This window comes from Tropicibacter sp. S64, assembly GCF_049803835.1.
Taxonomy (GTDB): Bacteria; Pseudomonadota; Alphaproteobacteria; order Rhodobacterales; family Rhodobacteraceae; genus Pacificoceanicola.
In genome coordinates this window covers 58,199-74,602 of record NZ_JBNAGK010000014.1, presented here as the reverse complement: position 1 = coordinate 74,602, position 16,404 = coordinate 58,199, and the positions used below count along the sequence as shown (strand labels likewise).

Here is a 16,404-nt window from a genome sequence, read left to right as displayed (position 1 = left end):
ATAACCCACTGAAATAGAAAGGAAAAACCTTACCCGTGGGTAAGGTCATGCCAGCCGCTTGCCCGGTGCCAGCAGGTCGCGGTCCTGCACGATCTCGATGAGGTTGACCCCGCCCTGTGCCCGGACCTCCGCCAGAGCCGCAGCGAAGCTGTCCAGATCCGTCGCGCGATACGCCCCGGCGCCGAAGGACTTCGCGAAATCGACGAAGTCCGGGTTGACCATCTCGGTCCCCGAAACCCGTCCCGGGAACTCGCGTTCCTGATGCACCCGGATGGTGCCGTAGCGCGCGTTGTTCACCACGATCACCGTCAGCCGCAGGCCGTATTGCACCGCCGTCGCCATCTCCTGACAGGTCATCATGAAGCAGCCGTCCCCGGCGAAGGCATAGACCTCGCGCTCCGGCGTCGCGACGGCGGCCCCGATGGCGGCGGGCAGGCCGTAGCCCATGGAGCCCGATGTCGGCGCAAGCTGACTGCGCGGGGTCCTGTAACGGTGGAAACGGTGCAGCCAGGCGGAGTAGTTCCCCGCGCCGTTTGTCATGATCGCGTCTGCCGGCACCGTCTCGGACAGGTGCTTGTAGAGCGGCGCGAGCATGTCGTTGTTTACGGAGCTTGTCGCGTTGAACGCCTCGTACGCCCCCCGCAGCCTTGCCCGGCGCTCGGCAAAGCGCTCCGGCGCGATCGGCTCCCATTCCGCCACGGCGCGGCAGAAACTCTCGGTGTCGGAAATCAGCGTGATCTCCGGCTCATAGACCCGCCCCGGTTCTTCCGGTGCAGGGAAGACATGGGCCAGCCGCTGGCTCGGCACCGGCGGTCTGGGGTTGGTATAGCCGTTCGTCGTCATCTCCCCGAGGCGCGGGCCGATGGCGATGAGCAGGTCGGTCTCCTCCAGCGCTTCGGACAGATACGGCACCTTGCCGACGGCGAAATGCCCGGCGTAGCTCTCGTGATCGTTGTCGAAGAGCCCCTGCGCTCTCAGGCTGACCGTGACCGGGATTCCCTGCTTCTCGGCAAAGACCTGCAAGGCGGCGATCCCCGCCTCCGTCCAATTGCCGCCGCCCGCCATGATCAGCGGCTTTTCCGCCCCGGCAATCGCCTGTTTCAAGGCTTCCAAGGTGTCCGGCGCAGGCTGGTAGCGCGGCGCTTCGACATAACGCGGCGCAGGCGGCACCGCGACCTCGTCGTAAAGCATGTCCTCCGGCAGCGCGATCACCACCGGCCCGGGCCGCCCGGACATCGCCACCCGGTAAGCCCGCGAAATGTACTCCTGCATCCGGGACGCATCGTCGATCTGCGTGACCCATTTGGCCATCTGGCCGAACATCCGGCGGTAGTCGATTTCCTGAAAGGCCTCGCGCTCGACCATGTCCCGCGCCACCTGCCCGATGAAGAGGATCATCGGAATGCTGTCCTGAAACGCCACATGCACGCCCGCGCTGGCATTGGTCGCGCCCGGGCCGCGCGTGACCATGCAGACGCCGGGACGGCCGGTCATGCGGCCATGGGCATCGGCAGCCATCGCCGCGCCGCCTTCCTGCCGACAGGTCACGAAGTCGATGCCCTCGCGCGCGTGCATCGCGTCCAGCACGGCAAGGTAACTCTCGCCCGGCACGCCGAAGACATGGGTTGTTCCCTGCGCCACCAGCAGGTCGACAAGGTGATCGGCGGCGCGGCGGGTGGTGGCGGTCATGGGAGTCCTCATACGGGTTTTGCACGTTGTCCGACATATGCCTAAGGGCATTCCGCGGAAGCGTCCAGCGCCGAGGCCGCGGGGCGGAGCCCCGCGCTACAGGCAGTCGCGGCAGGCTAACACCGTGCGGTACCGAACACCGCCCCGTAGGCCGGGGCTATGCCCCAGGCCCCTCGCGGCGGGCGACCCAGCGGGCCACGACCGGGGCCAGCGTGATGACGAGGATCAGCCGGAACAGGTGGTGCGTGACGACGAACGACAGGTCCGCGCCGACGACGATGGCAATCACCACCATCTCCCCCTGACCGCCCGGCAGGAACGACAGGAAGCTGTCGAGGTGATCCGCGTGGGCAACCCAGTGGATGAATTCGATGAACCCGAGGCTGATGACCGACAGCAGCAGCGCGAAACCCAGCCCCGCGCCGACATAGAGCTTCAGCTCGCGCCCGGTGATGCCGACGTATTTCACGCCCACGCCGATACCGATGAAGAACTGCGCGGCCCAGATGATCTCCGCAGGCGGGCGGTGCGAGATCACGCCGGTCAGTGACAACGCAGCCGTCAGGATCATCGGCCCTAGCAGCGACGCGCCGAACAGGCCGACCCGCTCCGCGACTTTCCAGCCCACCAGCGCCGAAGCGATCATGAGGGCAATTTCCACCGGGTCGGTGTCCCGCGCCGATTGCCCCGGCGGCGCCGACAGGTCCACCTGCCAGAGCCATTGCATCAGGATCGGCGCGATGGTCACGATCACCAGCACCCGCGTCGCGTGGATCAGCGACATGGCCCGGACGTCGCCGCCCGCCTCCTCGCCGAAGATCAGCATATCCTGCAAGCCGCCGGGCATGGCCGAATAGAAGGCCGTCGCATGGTCCATGCCGAAGACCTTGCGCAGCAGAGGGTAGCCGGTCAGGCCGATGATGAGGACGAACACCGGCACGAACACGAGCGTGTTCAGGTAGGAAGGGATCTGTGCCACCACCTCCGGGTTGATCGAGCTGCCCACCGCCACGCCGAGGAACGTCCGCATGAAGGTGCCGAAGATCCCCATTCCCCGAAGCGGCATCCCTGCCATGCCCGCGCAGAGGCAGGCCAGCATCGGCCCGAGTAGCAGCGGCAACGGCAGGCCGATCTGGACAAAGAACGCCGCGCCGAGGGCCGCGATGACCAGCGTCAGCGCCATGCCGGCGGGTTTACTCAAGGATCATCTCTTCCAGCAGCACCGCGTATTGTGCCCCGTGCTGGTCACGGTCGAGAGGGGCACCCTGCGGCACCGGCCTCGGGAAGCTGAACTTGATGACATTCAGACGGGCGATGTCGAAGCGTTTCAATTGCGCGGCATCGACACGATAGAGCGCGGCCACGGCTTCGGTCGAGAGCCTGTGACGGATGTCGTCAAACGCGTCCTTCGTGCCGCAGAACAGGTCCACGGTGACCCAGAACGGCCCGGCGTTCTTCGACCGGATCTTGACGGTTTCCTCGGCAAGCGTGGTCATGCGCGGAGCGCCTCCGTCTCTATGCGGAAGGCGTCCATGGGGGTGTCGAGGGTCAGGATGTGGTTCATGGCAAATTCATAGAGCGCCCCGCGTTCGGAATGCGCCGGGCTGTAGGGGAACGCAAAGGTCGGCAGTTCCTCGTCCCGGGTCAGCGGATAGTGCAGCAGGAACGGGTTGATGAGCTTGGCAATCTCGGTGGCATCGGCCTGCGTCGGCGCGGTGACGATGACGAAGGCACCCACCTCGGTCGGATCGCCCTTGCGGGCCTCCAGCGCCCCGAGTGCCGAGTCCACACCGATCAGGCGAACGTCGATCGTGTAGCTGTCGCGCGGCAGATCGAGGGACGCGGCCAGTTTGCCATCGAGGAAAGCCAACAGCTTGTCCGCCCACTCCTGCGCGTTCTCGACGTAGCGTCGGTTGCGCAGCGTGGCGAGGAGCGTTGTCTGGTAGCCTGCGGTGCGGGCGGCTTCCAGTTTGACGGTGTACGTCCCCGGATGCCATTCGGCGCCGGTCACGCGCACGGAACGCTCGTCCACGGCGATGTAATCGGCGTTCGTCACGTCGAGATGCCCGCCCGGCTCATAGAGGATGAACGGGTCGGAATTTTCGTAAAGCATATGGGCACAGACCGAATGCGGGGTGCATTTCGCTCCGTCCGCCAGCGGGGTCACGGTGAAGCCTTCGCGGTCGAAGTCGATCTGGATGACGCCGGAGGTCGGATCGCTGGAGCAGAGCGCCCCGCATTCGCCGATCTTGGCACCATGCCATGCCGCGCCGGGGTGTTCCTGCCTTGCCAACGGCAGGGCGGCGATGATGGCGGTGTCGGTGGTGCGCCCCGCCAGCACGATGTCCGCGCCGGTCTCAAGTGCCGCCTGCACCTGCTCCGCCCCGGCGAGAGCGACGATGGCGGTCATGGACGCGAGGTCTTCGCGGGAAAGCGCGGGGGCCGGATCGAGCGGCGTGATGGCGTCGAAGCGGGCTTTCAGCCTGTCCGGGGATTGCTGGGAGTACAGCCGGGCGACCTTGACCGATTGGCCCAGCTCCTGCGCCAGTTCCTTGGTAATCTGATACATCCAGTCCACATGCGCATCCGCCCCGGCGGTGCCGCAGGTGCCTATGACCAGCGGCACGCCCGCCTCCGCCCGCGCCTTCATCAACACGCGCCATTCCGCCTTGATCGCAGCGCGGGCATACTTCGAGGTGCCGGTGCCGAGGGAGGCCGGGCCGCTGTCCGTCGAGCCGCCGTCGATAGCGATAAGATCGGGCTTTGCCGCGACGCCGCGCCAGAGGGCCGCCTCGTCGAAGCCGAGGCCGAGGACGCCGGAGGGGATCAGGATACGGGTTGGCATGGGGTGTCTCCGGGTGACGGGAGGGCGATGGCGCGGGGCCATACGGGGTCGTTAAAGCGGATCGGGCGGGGATTGAAGCCCCCGCCCGATCACGATTTCAGTCGGAGATCGCCTGCGGTTTCTTCATGACGGTCCGCAGGTACAGCGGTGCGATGAACCCGGCGATGGCGAAGACCCAGAGCCCGATGGCGATCGGGGAGCCGAAGAGATAGCTCACGTCACCGTCGGACAGCGTCATGGCGCGGCGCAGCGCGTCTTCCATGGCGGTGCCGAGCAGGATGCCGAGGATCACCGGAACGGTCGGGATGTCGAGTTTGCGGAACAGCCAGCCCATCACCCCGAAGCCCACCATCAGCAGCAGGTCGAAGTAGCTTCCGGTCAGCGAGTAGATACCCACGAAGGAGATCATCGTCACGCCGGGCAGCAGGATCGCCGGGGGCACCATGAGGATCCTCACGAAGACCTTTACCATCGGCACGTTCATGGCAAGCAGGACGAAGTTCGCGATGAGCAGCGTGGCGATGAGGCCCCAGACAACCTCGGGGTTGTCGGTGAACAGCGTCGGACCCGGGGTGATATTCAGAGTCATCAGGAGCGCGAGCAGCACCGCCGTGGTGCCGGAGCCGGGTACGCCCAGCGTCAGCATCGGGATCAGCGCACCACCGGCGGCGGCGTTGTTGCCCGCCTCAGGCGCGGCCACGCCCCGCGGATCGCCGGTGCCGAAGCGGCCTTTCGACCCGAGCCAGGACTTCTCCGCCATGTAGGCGAGGAAGGAGCCGAGCGAGGCTCCCGCCCCGGGCAGCACACCGGCGACGAAGCCGATCAGCGAGCCACGCATCATGGTGCCGGAGGAGTCCTTCAGGTCGGACCAGGGCACGCGCACCTTGTCGAGCTTGACCCCGATGGAACTGGACTTGCCATGGCTCTCGATGAAGACGAAGACCTCCGCGATGGCGAACAGGCCGACGATGGCGACGAGAAAGTCGATGCCGTCCATCAGGTGCAGGTTGCCGAAGGTAAAGCGCGGCGTGCCGCCGGACCCCTGCCCGATCATGGCGATGGCGAGACCGATGAAGGACGCCATGGCCGCCTTGGCCTGGTTGTTCGACGCGATGCCCCCGAGGGTGGCGAAGGCGAGCAGATACAGCGCGAAATACTCCGCCGGACCGAACTTGTAGGCCAGACGCGCGATATAGGGCGCAAGCAGCATCAGGAAGATCGTCGCGACAAAGGCGCCGACGAAACTGGCGACGCCGGAGATCACGAGGGCGTCCCCGGCCCGGCCCTGTTTGGCCATGGGATAGCCGTCGAGCGTCGTCATCAGCGCCGGCTCGTCGCCGGGGATGTTCAGCAGGATCGAGGAGATCCGCCCGCCGTACATCGCGCCGTAGTAGACGGAGGTGAGCAGCACCAGCGCCTGGGTCGCATCGAACCCCATGGTGAAGGTGATGGGAATGAGGATCGCCACGCCGTTCGACGGCCCGAGACCGGGCAAGGCGCCGATGATGGTGCCGAGAAAGCAGCCGATCACCGCCAGCAGCAGCGTATAGGGAGACAGCGCGATCGAGAAGCCGAGCGCCAGGTTCGAAAGAAGATCCATCAGCCGATCATCCCTTTGGGAAAGGGCACGAGGCCGAGGCCTAGTGCATAGCGGAACAGGACGAAGAGCCCGATCGACAGCCCGATGCCCGTAAGCGCGGCAAAGGCCGGGCGCGGCGAGAGTTGGTAGCTGAGCACACCGGCGGCAATCGCCGTGGGTACGATGAAGCCGAGGGGCTTGAGGGCATAGGCATAGCCGACCATCACGACGATGGCGACGGCAAGGGAGAGCAGCGTGCGCGTTTCCGGCCAGTCGGCCTCCGGGTCGGGTTTCAGGACCATGAACAGTCCCGTGATGATGATGCCGCCCGCGATCAGGTAGGGAAAGGACTTGGGGCCCATCGGGTCGGGAAACAGCGGCACCTGGATCGTACTGGCGCTGAGGGCATACCCCAGCGCCAGCAGGATCATGACCGCTCCGAAGATGCGGTCACCGGTCACTGGAGCACGCCGATTTCTTTGGAGAGCTCGACGGTCTCGGCCACGACGCCATCGACCCAGGACTGGAAGTCGCCGCCGACCTTGGTGAACGGCGCGAGACCATTGGCCTTCATCGCCTCCTGCCACTCGGCGCTGTCCGCCACCGCCTGCAGCTTGTCGGCCCAGGCCTGGAATTGCTCGTCGGTGATGTCCTTCGGCACGTAGAGGCCACGCCAGTTCACCGCGACCACGTCGAGACCCTGCTCACGGGCGGTCGGGATGCCGTCGAAGCCCGGCACGCGCTCTTCGGTCAGCACGCCCAGCGCCTTCACTTCACCGGAGTTGATGAAGCCGACGATCTCGGACATGTCGCCGGTCATCGCGGTGGTGAAGCCGCCGACCGTCTGGGTGACCGCGTCCGCGCCACCGTCCACGCCGATGTACTTGACCGCGCGGATATCCTCGATGCCACCGGCCTTGAGGACCTGCAGAACCTTCAGGTGGTCGAAACCGCCCGCGGCGGAGCCGCCGGCGAAAGAGACGTTCTCACCGGCCTTCACCGCTTCGACGAGGTCGTTCAGGCTGTTCATCGGGCTGTCCTTGGCCACGACGATGACGCCCGGATCGGCGCCGATGGCCCCGACGAAGCGCACCTGGTCGGCGGTCATGCCGGCAAAGGCATTCTGCGCGAGACGGGTGGTGGTGGCCGAAGACGCCGCGACGATCAGATCGGGATCGTCGCCGCGCTCGTTGACCACATGCGCGAAGGCGAGACCGCCACCGCCACCGGCCATGTTGGTGACCTGAACCGGCGCGTCGACCTGGCCGATGTCATACAGGATCTTGCCGATCTGACGGCAGGTGAAATCCCAGCCGCCGCCGGGGTTTGCCGGTGCGATGCACTCGGTTGCGAAGGATGCGGTGCCGACGAGCGTCAGCGCGGCGCTCGTGACGAGCGCGCGGATGGACATTTTCATGGTATTCCTCCCAAAAGGTCCGGCGCCCCCTCCCGGGACGCCTTGCATCGCGCAAGATTGGGCGACAACCTGACAGTAACCTGTCATCCGTCGGGGGCGAGGAGAAAAAATGCGATTTCTGCTGGTGGAGGACAGCGCGGACCTGGCCGAGACCGTCCGCACGCAGCTCGCCATGGATGGCCACGCCGTCGATCACGCGGCGACGCTGGGCGAGGCGGAAGACCTGCTGGCGGTCGCGCCCTACGACCTGATCCTGCTCGACATCATGCTGCCGGACGGCGACGGTCGCGACTTCCTCGCGAGGCACCGCGCGGCACGGGAAGCGACGCCTGTGATCGTGATGACGGCCCGCTCCGCCGTCTCCGACCGGGTTGCCATGCTCGACAGCGGCGCGGACGACTATATCACGAAGCCTTTTGATTTTCTTGAGCTTTCTGCCCGGGTCCGGGCTGTGCTCAGGCGACGGAACGGCCATGCGGAGAACGTCCAGACCTTCGCCGGGCTGACCTTTCACCCGATGGAAGCGGCGATTTCCTTCGGCGATGAACGGCGCGAATTGCGCAACCGGGAATTGCGCCTGTTCGAGATCCTGATGAGCGCACCGGAGCGCATCTTCTCCAAGGCACAGCTGTATGACCGGCTGTTCTCGGTGAGCGAGGCGGTCAGCGACAACGCCATCGAGGTCTACGTCGGACGGCTGCGCAAGAAGCTGGACGGCAGCCGCGCAAGGATCGAGACGGTGCGCGGCGTGGGCTATCGGCTGACGTCGGGATGAGCCGGACCCGCCACACGTTTTCCATTCGCCGCCGCCTGACCGCGCAACTTCTGGTGGTCGCGGCGGTGCTGTCGGGGCTGCTGTTCTACTCGATTCGCACGGTGGCGGATGCGGCGGTGGAGCAGACACAGGACCGGATCCTCGGCGCGGCGACCCTGGCCATCGCGGAAGAGTTGCGCGGCGGTGCGGAGGGGATCGACATCGACCTGCCGTATTCGGCGTTCTCCATGCTGGGAGCCTTGGGGAACGACCGCATCTTCTACCGCGTGGACGTGAACGGTGCGCTGGCCACCGGCTATGCGGACCTGCCTTTGCCCGACACCATCCCGTCGGGCCTCAATCCGGAGTTCTACAATGCGGTGCAACTGGGCTACGCCGTCCGGGTTGCGGCGGTCGGACGCTCCGTGCTGGTGGAGGGCAGGCCGGTGCCTGTGCTGGTCGCGGTTGCGCAGACGCGGTCCGTGCAGGACAGCATCGTCGCCGGGTTGACCAACCGGGCGCTGCTGCTGGGAGCGGGGTTCTTCTTGCTGGCGGCGCTGCTGGCGGTGGCGATGGCGCGCTCCGTACTGCAGCCGGTGGGCGACCTGGCGGATGCGGTGACCCGGCGCGGCCCGCAGGACCTGCGCCCGGTGCGGAGGCAGGTGCCGGAAGAACTCGGGCCGTTGGTCAATGCGCTGAACGGCTTCATCGGGCGGCTGTCCGGGGCGTTGTCACGTACCGAGACCTTCATCGCCGAAGCGGCGCATTACATCCGCACGCCGCTGGCGACCTTGCGGGCGCAGACCGAGATTGCCCTGCGCCAGTCCGAGGACGAGGCCGCGCGGGAGCAGCTTCGCAAGATCATCCGCCTGGCCGACAACACCGCCCGCTCCGCCAGCCAGCTCCTCGATCATGCCGCCGTCATCTATCGCACCGACCAGCGCAGCGACGAGGACATGGACCTTGGCCGGGTGACGGAAGGGATCGTGGACGGCTTTCGCCCGTCCGCCGAGCTCCGGGACATCGACCTCGACTACATCGCGCCGGACGCGCCGGTGACCATCGCCGCCGACCGGCTGCTGATCGAAACGGTGATCCGCAACCTGATCGACAACGCGATCAAGTATTCGTCGGAATTCGGCGAGGTCTCCATCACCCTGGAGCGGACGGACACCCAGGCGGTCCTGACCGTCGCGGACACCGGGCGGGGCCTCGCCGGGCTGCGGCTCGACGCCCTGGGAAAGCGCTTCGAGCGCGGGGGAAACGTGGCGGACGTGGTCGGCTCGGGCCTTGGCCTCGCCATCGTGACCGAGGTGGCGGCGGCTTACGGCGGGACGCTGGACCTGACAGACCGGGAAGGAGGCGGCGCATGCGCGCGTTTTTCGTTGCCCTTGGCGTGATGCTGCTGGCCTGCCGGGCCATGGCGTTCGAGGTGGAGGAGGACCGCTGGTTCCGGGCCGATCCGGAAAAGGCCGTCCTGACCGTTCTGTCCTCCACGGACACCCGCATCTTCGCGCCGCTGATCGAAGCCTATCAGGCGGAGCACCCGGGCATCTCGGTCCACTACGTGGTGAGCAACACGCAGTCGGTATTTGACGCCATCGCCGGAGAGGGCGCGGCCTTCGATCTCGCCATATCATCGGCCATGGACCTGCAGATGAAGCTCGCGAACGACGGGCTGGCCCTGACGCACGGCTCGGAGGCCACCGCCCGCCTGCCCGCCTGGGCACACTGGCGCGACCAGCTGTTCGGCTTCACGCAGGAGCCGGTGGTCATGGCGGTTTCGCGCAGGGCTTTCGGCCCCGGCCCGCTGCCGCAGACGCGGCAGGACCTGATCGCGCTGATGCGCGACAGACCGGAGGTCTTCGACGGGCGGATCGGCACCTACGATCCGGCGGCGAGCGGCGCGGGATACCTGTTCGCAAGCCAGGACGCGCGGCAGTCGGATACCTTCTGGCGCATGTCGGAGGTCATGGGCGGGCTGTCGCCGCGGCTGTATTCCTCCACCGGGGCGATGCTGGATGACCTGCAATCGGGTCAGCTGGTGCTGGCCTACAACGTTCTTGGCAGCTATCTCGCCGACCGGCTGGACGGTTGGCCCGATGGCGCGATGGTGGAACTGAGGGACTTCACACAGGTCCTGCTGCGCACGGCACTGGTGCCGACCACGGCGCCAAACCCGGACCTCGGGCGCGGCTTCATCGATTTCCTCATCTCCGATGCCGGCCAGACCCTGATCGCCGAGCGCACCGGATTTTCCCGGATCGACGAGGCGGCGCTGGCCGGGGGGCCGCACCTGCGCCCGATCCGGCTCGACCCGGGCTTGCTGATCTATGTCGACCCGCTGAAGAAGTCGCGCTTTCTCGAGGAATGGCGCGCGGCGGTGGTGCAACGGTAGAACCTGCCAGCCGCCACTCCCCCACCCTGACCCTCCCCAAGGGGGAGGGAACCCGCGCCACGACCGACCCTCCGCACATCGCCCAGCGCAGCCCCGCCGACTCCGCAGCCTTCCTCTTGCCCAAGGCTTCCCCGCTTCTTATTACGATCAAAGCACAACACGAGGGCCCCATGCGTTTCGATCACCGCCACCTTCTGGGAATCGAGCCCCTGCGGCCCGAAGAGATCGCCACCGTTCTCGATCTCGCCGACAAATACGTCGCCCTCGGCCGACGCCGCGAGAAAAACGCCTCGGTACTGGCGGGGCTGACGCAGATCAACATGTTCTTCGAGAACTCCACCCGGACACAGGCCAGTTTCGAACTTGCCGGAAAGCGGCTCGGGGCGGATGTAATGAACATGTCGATGCAGGCCTCCAGCATCAAGAAGGGTGAGACGCTGATCGACACCGCCATGACGCTCAACGCCATGCACCCGGACCTGCTGGTCGTCCGTCATCCGCATTCCGGCGCGGTCGATCTGCTCAGCCAGAAGGTCAACTGCGCGGTGCTGAACGCCGGGGACGGCAAACACGAGCACCCGACGCAGGCGCTGCTCGATGCGCTGACCATCCGCCGTGCCAAGGGCCGGCTGCACAGGCTGAACATCGCGATCTGTGGCGACATCGCCCACAGCCGCGTTGCCCGGTCCAACATCCTGCTGCTGCACAAGATGGAGAACCGCATCCGCCTCGTCGGCCCCGCGACCCTCATGCCCTCCGGCATCGAGCATTTCGGCGTCGAGGTCTATGACAACATGGAAGAGGGCCTGAAGGATGTCGACGTGGTGATGATGCTCCGCCTTCAGAAGGAGCGCATGGACGGCGGGTTCATCCCCTCCGAGCGCGAATATTACCATCGCTACGGCCTCGACGCCGAGAAACTCGCCCACGCCAAACCGGACGCCATCGTCATGCACCCCGGCCCGATGAACCGCGGCGTCGAGATCGACGGCACCATCGCCGACGACATCAACCGCTCCGTCATCCAGGACCAGGTGGAAATGGGCGTCGCCGTGCGCATGGCCGCCATGGATCTGCTGGCCCGCAATCTGCGGGCGCGTCCGAAAGAGGTCATGGCATGACGACCATGAACATCAACGGCTCCGAAACCGGGACCTTCCGCCTGTTCCACCTCGACCTGCCGCCCGAAGCGGTCGAGCGGTTCACCGCCATGGCCGGGACCGGCGAATGGCCGCTGAAATACGGGCTGGGGGCGACGAAGCTGCGCCCGGCCTTCGTCGACGTGGTGGACATCCGCGATCTCGGCGACATGCCGCTGTCGCGTTACCTGGTGGAGGCGCACAATGCCTCCGGTCCGGATTTCAAGGCGGCGAAACCGCAAATCGACGCGCTCAAGGGCCATGTCATCGTCCTGCCCAGCCAGGCCTTCGACAACACCTCGCAGACCCTGACGATTGCCGCCCCGCTGCGCTGGATCGGCACCTTCCACGAGGACCAGGGCAGAACGCGCGGCGCGAAGCTGCGCAGCGCCTCCGCGCAGGGCACCCTGACCGGCCCGGACGCCAACGACCCGCCGGGCAGCACCAACACGCTCAAGCTGGTGCTGGCCGCGGTCGCGGTGGTCATGCTGATCGCCATCATCGTCGCGCTGCTGTGAGAGCGGCGGCGCAGCCTGCGCCCCCGGGCTGGGAGGGCCTGCTCGACCCGGGCGAGGAGATCCTCTGGCAAGGCCGCGCCGGCACCGGCCTCTCCCTGCCCAACCCGGAGCCGATGCGCCACGTCATCGGTGTGTTCTTCGTCGGCTTCTCGCTGTTCTGGATGAACCTGACCGCCGACATCGCCGGAAACGTCCCCGGCCCGGTCAAGGTCTTCCCCGCCTTCGGACTGATCTTCTTCTTCATCGGCCTGTGGAACGCCGGGCTCTTCGTGCTCTGGGACGCGTTCAAGCGCAGCCGCACCACCTACACCCTCACGAACCGCCGCGCCTTCATCGCCACGGACCTGCCGGTGCAGGGCAAGACCCTGTCCAGCTACCCCATCGACCGCTCTTCCGTCCTCGAATTCCACGGCGACGACCCCGGCTCGATCTGGTTCGGCGAACGCACCGTCCGCACGAAGAACGGCAGCCGCACGCGGCGCATCGGCTTCGAACAGATCGACGACGCCCGGACGGTCTACCGCCTCCTGCGCGACATCCAGCAAGACCCGCGGAGCAAGCCATGACCGAATTCCGCCCCGACGCCCGCGTCTACCTGCAATCCCTCGCCACCCTCGCCGCCGTCTTCATGGCTGCCGGGATGGCGATCCTCTGGTTGATCGGCAATCCGCACGTCTGGACCGGGGCGATCGGCGGGCTTGCGGCGGTGGTGGTGCGAGGCTGGTATCTGCGGGACGAGGCTTTGGGCGAGGTCTGGACGCTGGACGAAACCGCCCTGCACGGCCCCGGCGGCCGTCATGTACTCTTGTCGGAGCTCGCCGAGGTCAAACGCCTCGGCTCGGGCGTGCAGCTTGTGACGAAGGGCGGTGACAAGCATGTCATCAAGTTTCAGACGGACCCGGACGGGGTGGTGGCCAAAATCAAGACGGCAGCCCCGCCCGACTACTGACCATCGGTCCGTCCATGGAAGAAGGCCCCGCGTCAGCGACGCAGGGCCTCGAATGGATTTCCCGATCGGCGTGTTCCGTCAGGCGCTCTTGCGCCGCCGCGCCACCGCGATGAAACCAAGGCCGCCAAGCAGCAGAGGCAGGGTCGCAGGCAGCGGAACAGCGGACATCACTGACAACTCGTACTGCGCGATCACCACGCCGTTCGCCCCGGACCCTGCAATCTGGTAATTGCCCGAATAGCCGCCCGAACCGCCACCGGCGCCATAGCCCTGGCCACCCTGACCGGCGGTGAAAGAGGTGGAGATGCCATTCCCGCCACTAAGCCCGAAACCGTTGACGAGGATACCCCCGCCGCCGCCGCCGCCCTGGTGCGAGCCCGCACTCTGTGCGCCGCCCGTGCCTGCTGTGACGGAGGCATCGGTAATCAGCGCCAGCAGCGCCCCCCATTGGGACGTGCCCTGACCCGTCCCGCCAGCGTAAGTCACGCCATTGATGCCGTTGGAACCGCCAGTTCCGCCTGCGCCGCCACTGCCGGCGTTCCCGGCACCACCGCCGCCAGAGCCGCCTGCGGCTGGAGGCGATCCGAAAAATCCTGCGGCGTTGCCGCCGCCCGCTGCCAACAAGTTGCCGAAGCTGGACGTTGTTCCGCCGTTACCAGCGCAGGCGTTGCCCGCACAGCCGGCGCTCGCGCCACCCTGACCCACCGTAACTGCGTAGACATCGCCCGGATTGACCGCGAAGGTGCCCCCGGCGAGGTAGCCACTCGCGCCGCCGCCGTAATGCGAACCCGCCCCGGCGCCGCCACCGCCGATCATCAACAGCGTGATGCTGGTGACCGCATCGGGGATCGTGAATGTCGTCGTGCTCTCGAAAACGCTGACCGTGGCCGCGTTCGCCGCTGCCCCGGATACGGCAAGGATGGCCGCTGCCACCGTTGCTCTGAATGCCTTGAAAATCATCAGTCTGCCCGCCCATTAATCATCCGTTAGCTTTGATGATCGCGAACCCCTGTGCTGTCAATGGGGATTGAAGTCCAATGGTTAACCTTTGGATCATCATTTCTGACCCGATCCGAGGACGGTTCCCCCTCTCCCCGTTTTGCCGTAGGAGTATCCCGAACCACCCGCAGACGGCTGACCATGACCCGAACCCTTCTTACCAACGCCCGCCTGATCGACCCCGAAGCCGACGCCATCATCGAGGGCGCGCTTGTGCTGGAGGCCGGGAAGATTGCCGAAATATTGGTGCAAAGCGCTGATTTGTCAGAGGATCACCTGACAGACACCAATCGCATCGACTGCGGCGGTGCCTTCCTCGCGCCCGGGATCATCGACATCGGCGTGAAGGTCGGCGAGCCGGGGGAGCGACACAAGGAGAGTTACAAGACCGCGGGTCTCGCCGCGGCCGCCGGAGGCGTGACGACCATCGTCACCCGCCCCGACACCCTGCCCGCCATCGACACGCCGGAGGTGATGAACTTCATCCGCGAGCGGGCCGAGGACGATTGCCCGGTGAACGTTCTGCCCATGGCCGCCCTGACCAAGGGCCGCGCGGGGCGGGAGATGACGGAGATCGGCTTCCTGATGGACGCGGGCGCGGTGGGTTTCACCGACTGCGACCGCGTGGTGACGGATACCAAGGTGCTGGCCCGTGCCATGACCTACGCCCGCAGCCTCGGCGCGCTGGTCATGGGACATCCGCAGGAGCCAGGGCTGTCGCAGGGGGCCGCCGTGACCTCCGGCAAGTTCGCCACCCTGCGCGGCCTGCCTGGCGTCTCGCCGATGGCCGAGCGCATGGGCCTCGACCGCGACATCGCGTTGATCGAGATGACCGGGGTCAAGTACCACGCCGACCAGATCACAACCGCCCGTGCCCTGCCCGCGCTGGAACGGGCGAAACGGAACGGCTTCGACATCACGGCCGGGACGTCGATGCACCACCTGACGCTGAACGAACTGGACGTGGCAGACTATCGCACCTTCTTCAAGGTCAAGCCGCCGCTGCGTTCCGAAGACGACCGTCAAGCGGTGATCGAGGCCATCCGGACTGGCCTCATCGACGTCATCGGCAGCTTCCACACGCCGCAGGACGAGGAGAGCAAGCGCCTGCCCTACGAGGAAGCCGCCGCCGGGGCGGTGGGTCTCGAAACCATGCTGCCGGTGCTGCTGCGCCTCTACCACGCGGGAGAGCTGGATCTGCCGACACTGTTCCGCGCCCTGTCGCTGAACCCGGCGAAGCGGCTTGGCTTGCCGGCGGGACGGTTGGCCAAAGGTGCACCCGCCGACCTCGTGCTCTTCGACGCGGACAAGCCGCTGATCCTCGACCGCTTCAAGCTGCGCTCCAAGTCCAAGAACTCCCCCTTCGATGGCGCCCGTCTGCAGGGTCGGGTGCTCGGCACCTGGGTCGCGGGCCAACGCATCTTCACCGCCTGAGGAGACCCCGATGGACCTCGCTTCGCTGCTCTGGATCGTGATCGGCTACGGGCTCGGCTCGATCCCCTTCGGTATCGTCATCAGCGCCGCCCTCGGCCTCGGCGACCTGCGCAAGATCGGCTCCGGCAATATCGGTGCCACCAACGTCCTGCGCACCGGCAACAAGAAAGCCGCCGCCGCCACGCTCCTGCTCGACGGCGCGAAAGGGGCCATGGCGGTGCTGCTGGCGCGGCAGTTCGGCCCCGAGGGGATCGCGCAATGGGCGGGGCTCGCCGCCTTCCTTGGCCATTGCTACCCGGTCTGGCTGAAGTTCCGGGGCGGCAAGGGCGTCGCCACCTACCTCGGCGTGGTGCTCGCGCTCAGCTGGCCCGTGGGCCTCTTGTGCTGCGCCACGTGGCTCTTCGCCGTGCTCCTCACCCGCATTTCCTCGGTCGGGGCGCTGACTGCCGCCATGTCCACAACGGTCTGGATGTTCATGATGGCCCGGGTCGACCTGCTGGTGGTCGGCACGATCCTGACCTTCCTGATCTACTGGCGCCACCGGGCGAACATCAAACGCCTCAAGGACGGGACCGAACCGAAAATCGGCAAGAAATCCTGACGCCACGAGACGCTCCGACGTCCCCTGTTTCTTCTCTTTGAAAATACTCGGGGGCTCCGGGGGCAAAGCCCCCGAATGAAAA

At 66.5% G+C, this 16,404-nt stretch carries 17 protein-coding genes; 9 read left to right on the top strand and 8 right to left on the bottom strand.

Going from position 1 to position 16,404, the window contains the following annotated elements; all coding sequences use genetic code 11:
* Positions 1-45: 45 nt before the first annotated feature.
* From ACP159_RS20375 to ACP159_RS20345, 7 genes are all read right to left on the bottom strand, one after another.
* Positions 46-1,689 carry a thiamine pyrophosphate-dependent enzyme gene (locus tag ACP159_RS20375; protein ID WP_425101557.1) on the bottom strand — a complete coding sequence of 548 codons (1,644 nt, stop codon included), beginning with the start codon at positions 1,687-1,689 and terminating at the stop codon, positions 46-48.
* A gap of 157 nt (positions 1,690-1,846) precedes the next feature.
* Positions 1,847-2,890, bottom strand: coding sequence for an AbrB family transcriptional regulator (locus ACP159_RS20370; protein ID WP_425101556.1), 1,044 nt, complete (start codon positions 2,888-2,890; stop codon positions 1,847-1,849).
* Complete coding sequence (locus ACP159_RS20365) at positions 2,883-3,185, bottom strand: DUF4387 family protein (RefSeq protein ID WP_425101555.1); 303 nt, start codon at positions 3,183-3,185, stop codon at positions 2,883-2,885. The genes ACP159_RS20370 and ACP159_RS20365 overlap by 8 nt, the downstream gene beginning before the upstream one ends.
* A complete protein-coding gene (locus ACP159_RS20360; protein ID WP_425101553.1) occupies positions 3,182-4,534 on the bottom strand; it encodes an acyclic terpene utilization AtuA family protein in 1,353 nt (450 codons plus the stop codon). Before ACP159_RS20360 ends, ACP159_RS20365 begins: the two co-directional genes overlap by 4 nt.
* Before the next feature lie 97 nt (positions 4,535-4,631).
* Positions 4,632-6,134, bottom strand: coding sequence for a tripartite tricarboxylate transporter permease (locus ACP159_RS20355; RefSeq protein ID WP_425101552.1), 1,503 nt, complete (start codon positions 6,132-6,134; stop codon positions 4,632-4,634).
* Positions 6,134-6,574, bottom strand: coding sequence for a tripartite tricarboxylate transporter TctB family protein (locus ACP159_RS20350; protein WP_425101551.1), 441 nt, complete (start codon positions 6,572-6,574; stop codon positions 6,134-6,136). Before ACP159_RS20350 ends, ACP159_RS20355 begins: the two co-directional genes overlap by 1 nt.
* On the bottom strand, positions 6,571-7,530 hold the full coding sequence (locus ACP159_RS20345) for a Bug family tripartite tricarboxylate transporter substrate binding protein (RefSeq protein WP_425101550.1): 960 nt from the start codon (positions 7,528-7,530) through the stop codon (positions 6,571-6,573). The genes ACP159_RS20350 and ACP159_RS20345 overlap by 4 nt, the downstream gene beginning before the upstream one ends.
* Before the next feature lie 109 nt (positions 7,531-7,639).
* Between ACP159_RS20345 and ACP159_RS20340 the strand changes: the two genes are divergently transcribed.
* The 7 genes from ACP159_RS20340 (at position 7,640) to ACP159_RS20310 (ending at position 13,288) form a co-directional block, all read left to right on the top strand.
* On the top strand, positions 7,640-8,305 hold the full coding sequence (locus ACP159_RS20340; RefSeq protein WP_425101549.1) for a response regulator transcription factor: 666 nt from the start codon (positions 7,640-7,642) through the stop codon (positions 8,303-8,305).
* On the top strand, positions 8,302-9,684 hold the full coding sequence (locus ACP159_RS20335; RefSeq protein WP_425101548.1) for a sensor histidine kinase N-terminal domain-containing protein: 1,383 nt from the start codon (positions 8,302-8,304) through the stop codon (positions 9,682-9,684). Before ACP159_RS20340 ends, ACP159_RS20335 begins: the two co-directional genes overlap by 4 nt.
* On the top strand, positions 9,654-10,682 hold the full coding sequence (locus ACP159_RS20330; RefSeq protein WP_425101547.1) for an ABC transporter substrate-binding protein: 1,029 nt from the start codon (positions 9,654-9,656) through the stop codon (positions 10,680-10,682). The genes ACP159_RS20335 and ACP159_RS20330 overlap by 31 nt, the downstream gene beginning before the upstream one ends.
* Before the next feature lie 170 nt (positions 10,683-10,852).
* On the top strand, positions 10,853-11,803 hold the full coding sequence (locus ACP159_RS20325; RefSeq protein WP_425101546.1) for an aspartate carbamoyltransferase catalytic subunit: 951 nt from the start codon (positions 10,853-10,855) through the stop codon (positions 11,801-11,803).
* Positions 11,800-12,339, top strand: coding sequence for an aspartate carbamoyltransferase catalytic subunit (locus tag ACP159_RS20320; protein WP_425101545.1), 540 nt, complete (start codon positions 11,800-11,802; stop codon positions 12,337-12,339). The genes ACP159_RS20325 and ACP159_RS20320 overlap by 4 nt, the downstream gene beginning before the upstream one ends.
* Entirely contained in the window at positions 12,336-12,905 is a 570-nt protein-coding gene (locus ACP159_RS20315) for an aspartate carbamoyltransferase catalytic subunit (RefSeq protein ID WP_425101544.1), read from the top strand. The genes ACP159_RS20320 and ACP159_RS20315 overlap by 4 nt, the downstream gene beginning before the upstream one ends.
* Positions 12,902-13,288 (top strand): hypothetical protein, encoded by a 387-nt coding sequence (locus ACP159_RS20310; RefSeq protein ID WP_425101543.1) that lies wholly within the window; start codon positions 12,902-12,904, stop codon positions 13,286-13,288. The genes ACP159_RS20315 and ACP159_RS20310 overlap by 4 nt, the downstream gene beginning before the upstream one ends.
* 78 nt (positions 13,289-13,366) lie before the next feature.
* On the opposite strand, the gene ACP159_RS20305 is transcribed toward ACP159_RS20310, so the two are convergent.
* Complete coding sequence (locus tag ACP159_RS20305) at positions 13,367-14,248, bottom strand: glycine-rich domain-containing protein (protein WP_425101542.1); 882 nt, start codon at positions 14,246-14,248, stop codon at positions 13,367-13,369.
* A gap of 180 nt (positions 14,249-14,428) precedes the next feature.
* On the opposite strand from ACP159_RS20305, the gene pyrC reads away from it, so the two are divergent.
* Both pyrC and plsY read left to right on the top strand, forming a co-directional pair.
* The gene (gene pyrC, locus ACP159_RS20300) at positions 14,429-15,721 is read left to right on the top strand and encodes a dihydroorotase (protein WP_425101540.1); all 1,293 of its coding nucleotides are present in this window, start codon (positions 14,429-14,431) and stop codon (positions 15,719-15,721) included.
* A gap of 10 nt (positions 15,722-15,731) precedes the next feature.
* Positions 15,732-16,322 carry a glycerol-3-phosphate 1-O-acyltransferase PlsY gene (gene plsY, locus ACP159_RS20295; protein ID WP_425101539.1) on the top strand — a complete coding sequence of 197 codons (591 nt, stop codon included), beginning with the start codon at positions 15,732-15,734 and terminating at the stop codon, positions 16,320-16,322.
* Positions 16,323-16,404: the final 82 nt, after the last annotated feature.

Bases quoted from the DNA above. Each gene is read 5' to 3' on its own strand.
- ACP159_RS20330 (WP_425101547.1), top strand. From the start codon at position 9,654: ATGCGCGCGTTTTTCGTTGCCCTTGGCGTGATGCTGCTGGCCTGCCGG.
- ACP159_RS20325 (WP_425101546.1), top strand. From the start codon at position 10,853: ATGCGTTTCGATCACCGCCACCTTCTGGGAATCGAGCCCCTGCGGCCC.
- ACP159_RS20375 (WP_425101557.1), bottom strand. From the start codon at position 1,689: ATGACCGCCACCACCCGCCGCGCCGCCGATCACCTTGTCGACCTGCTG.
- ACP159_RS20340 (WP_425101549.1), top strand. From the start codon at position 7,640: ATGCGATTTCTGCTGGTGGAGGACAGCGCGGACCTGGCCGAGACCGTC.
- plsY (WP_425101539.1), top strand. From the start codon at position 15,732: ATGGACCTCGCTTCGCTGCTCTGGATCGTGATCGGCTACGGGCTCGGC.
- pyrC (WP_425101540.1), top strand. From the start codon at position 14,429: ATGACCCGAACCCTTCTTACCAACGCCCGCCTGATCGACCCCGAAGCC.
- ACP159_RS20360 (WP_425101553.1), bottom strand. From the start codon at position 4,534: ATGCCAACCCGTATCCTGATCCCCTCCGGCGTCCTCGGCCTCGGCTTC.
- ACP159_RS20355 (WP_425101552.1), bottom strand. From the start codon at position 6,134: ATGGATCTTCTTTCGAACCTGGCGCTCGGCTTCTCGATCGCGCTGTCT.
- ACP159_RS20335 (WP_425101548.1), top strand. From the start codon at position 8,302: ATGAGCCGGACCCGCCACACGTTTTCCATTCGCCGCCGCCTGACCGCG.
- ACP159_RS20310 (WP_425101543.1), top strand. From the start codon at position 12,902: ATGACCGAATTCCGCCCCGACGCCCGCGTCTACCTGCAATCCCTCGCC.
- ACP159_RS20305 (WP_425101542.1), bottom strand. From the start codon at position 14,248: ATGATTTTCAAGGCATTCAGAGCAACGGTGGCAGCGGCCATCCTTGCC.
- ACP159_RS20345 (WP_425101550.1), bottom strand. From the start codon at position 7,530: ATGAAAATGTCCATCCGCGCGCTCGTCACGAGCGCCGCGCTGACGCTC.
- ACP159_RS20365 (WP_425101555.1), bottom strand. From the start codon at position 3,185: ATGACCACGCTTGCCGAGGAAACCGTCAAGATCCGGTCGAAGAACGCC.
- ACP159_RS20320 (WP_425101545.1), top strand. From the start codon at position 11,800: ATGACGACCATGAACATCAACGGCTCCGAAACCGGGACCTTCCGCCTG.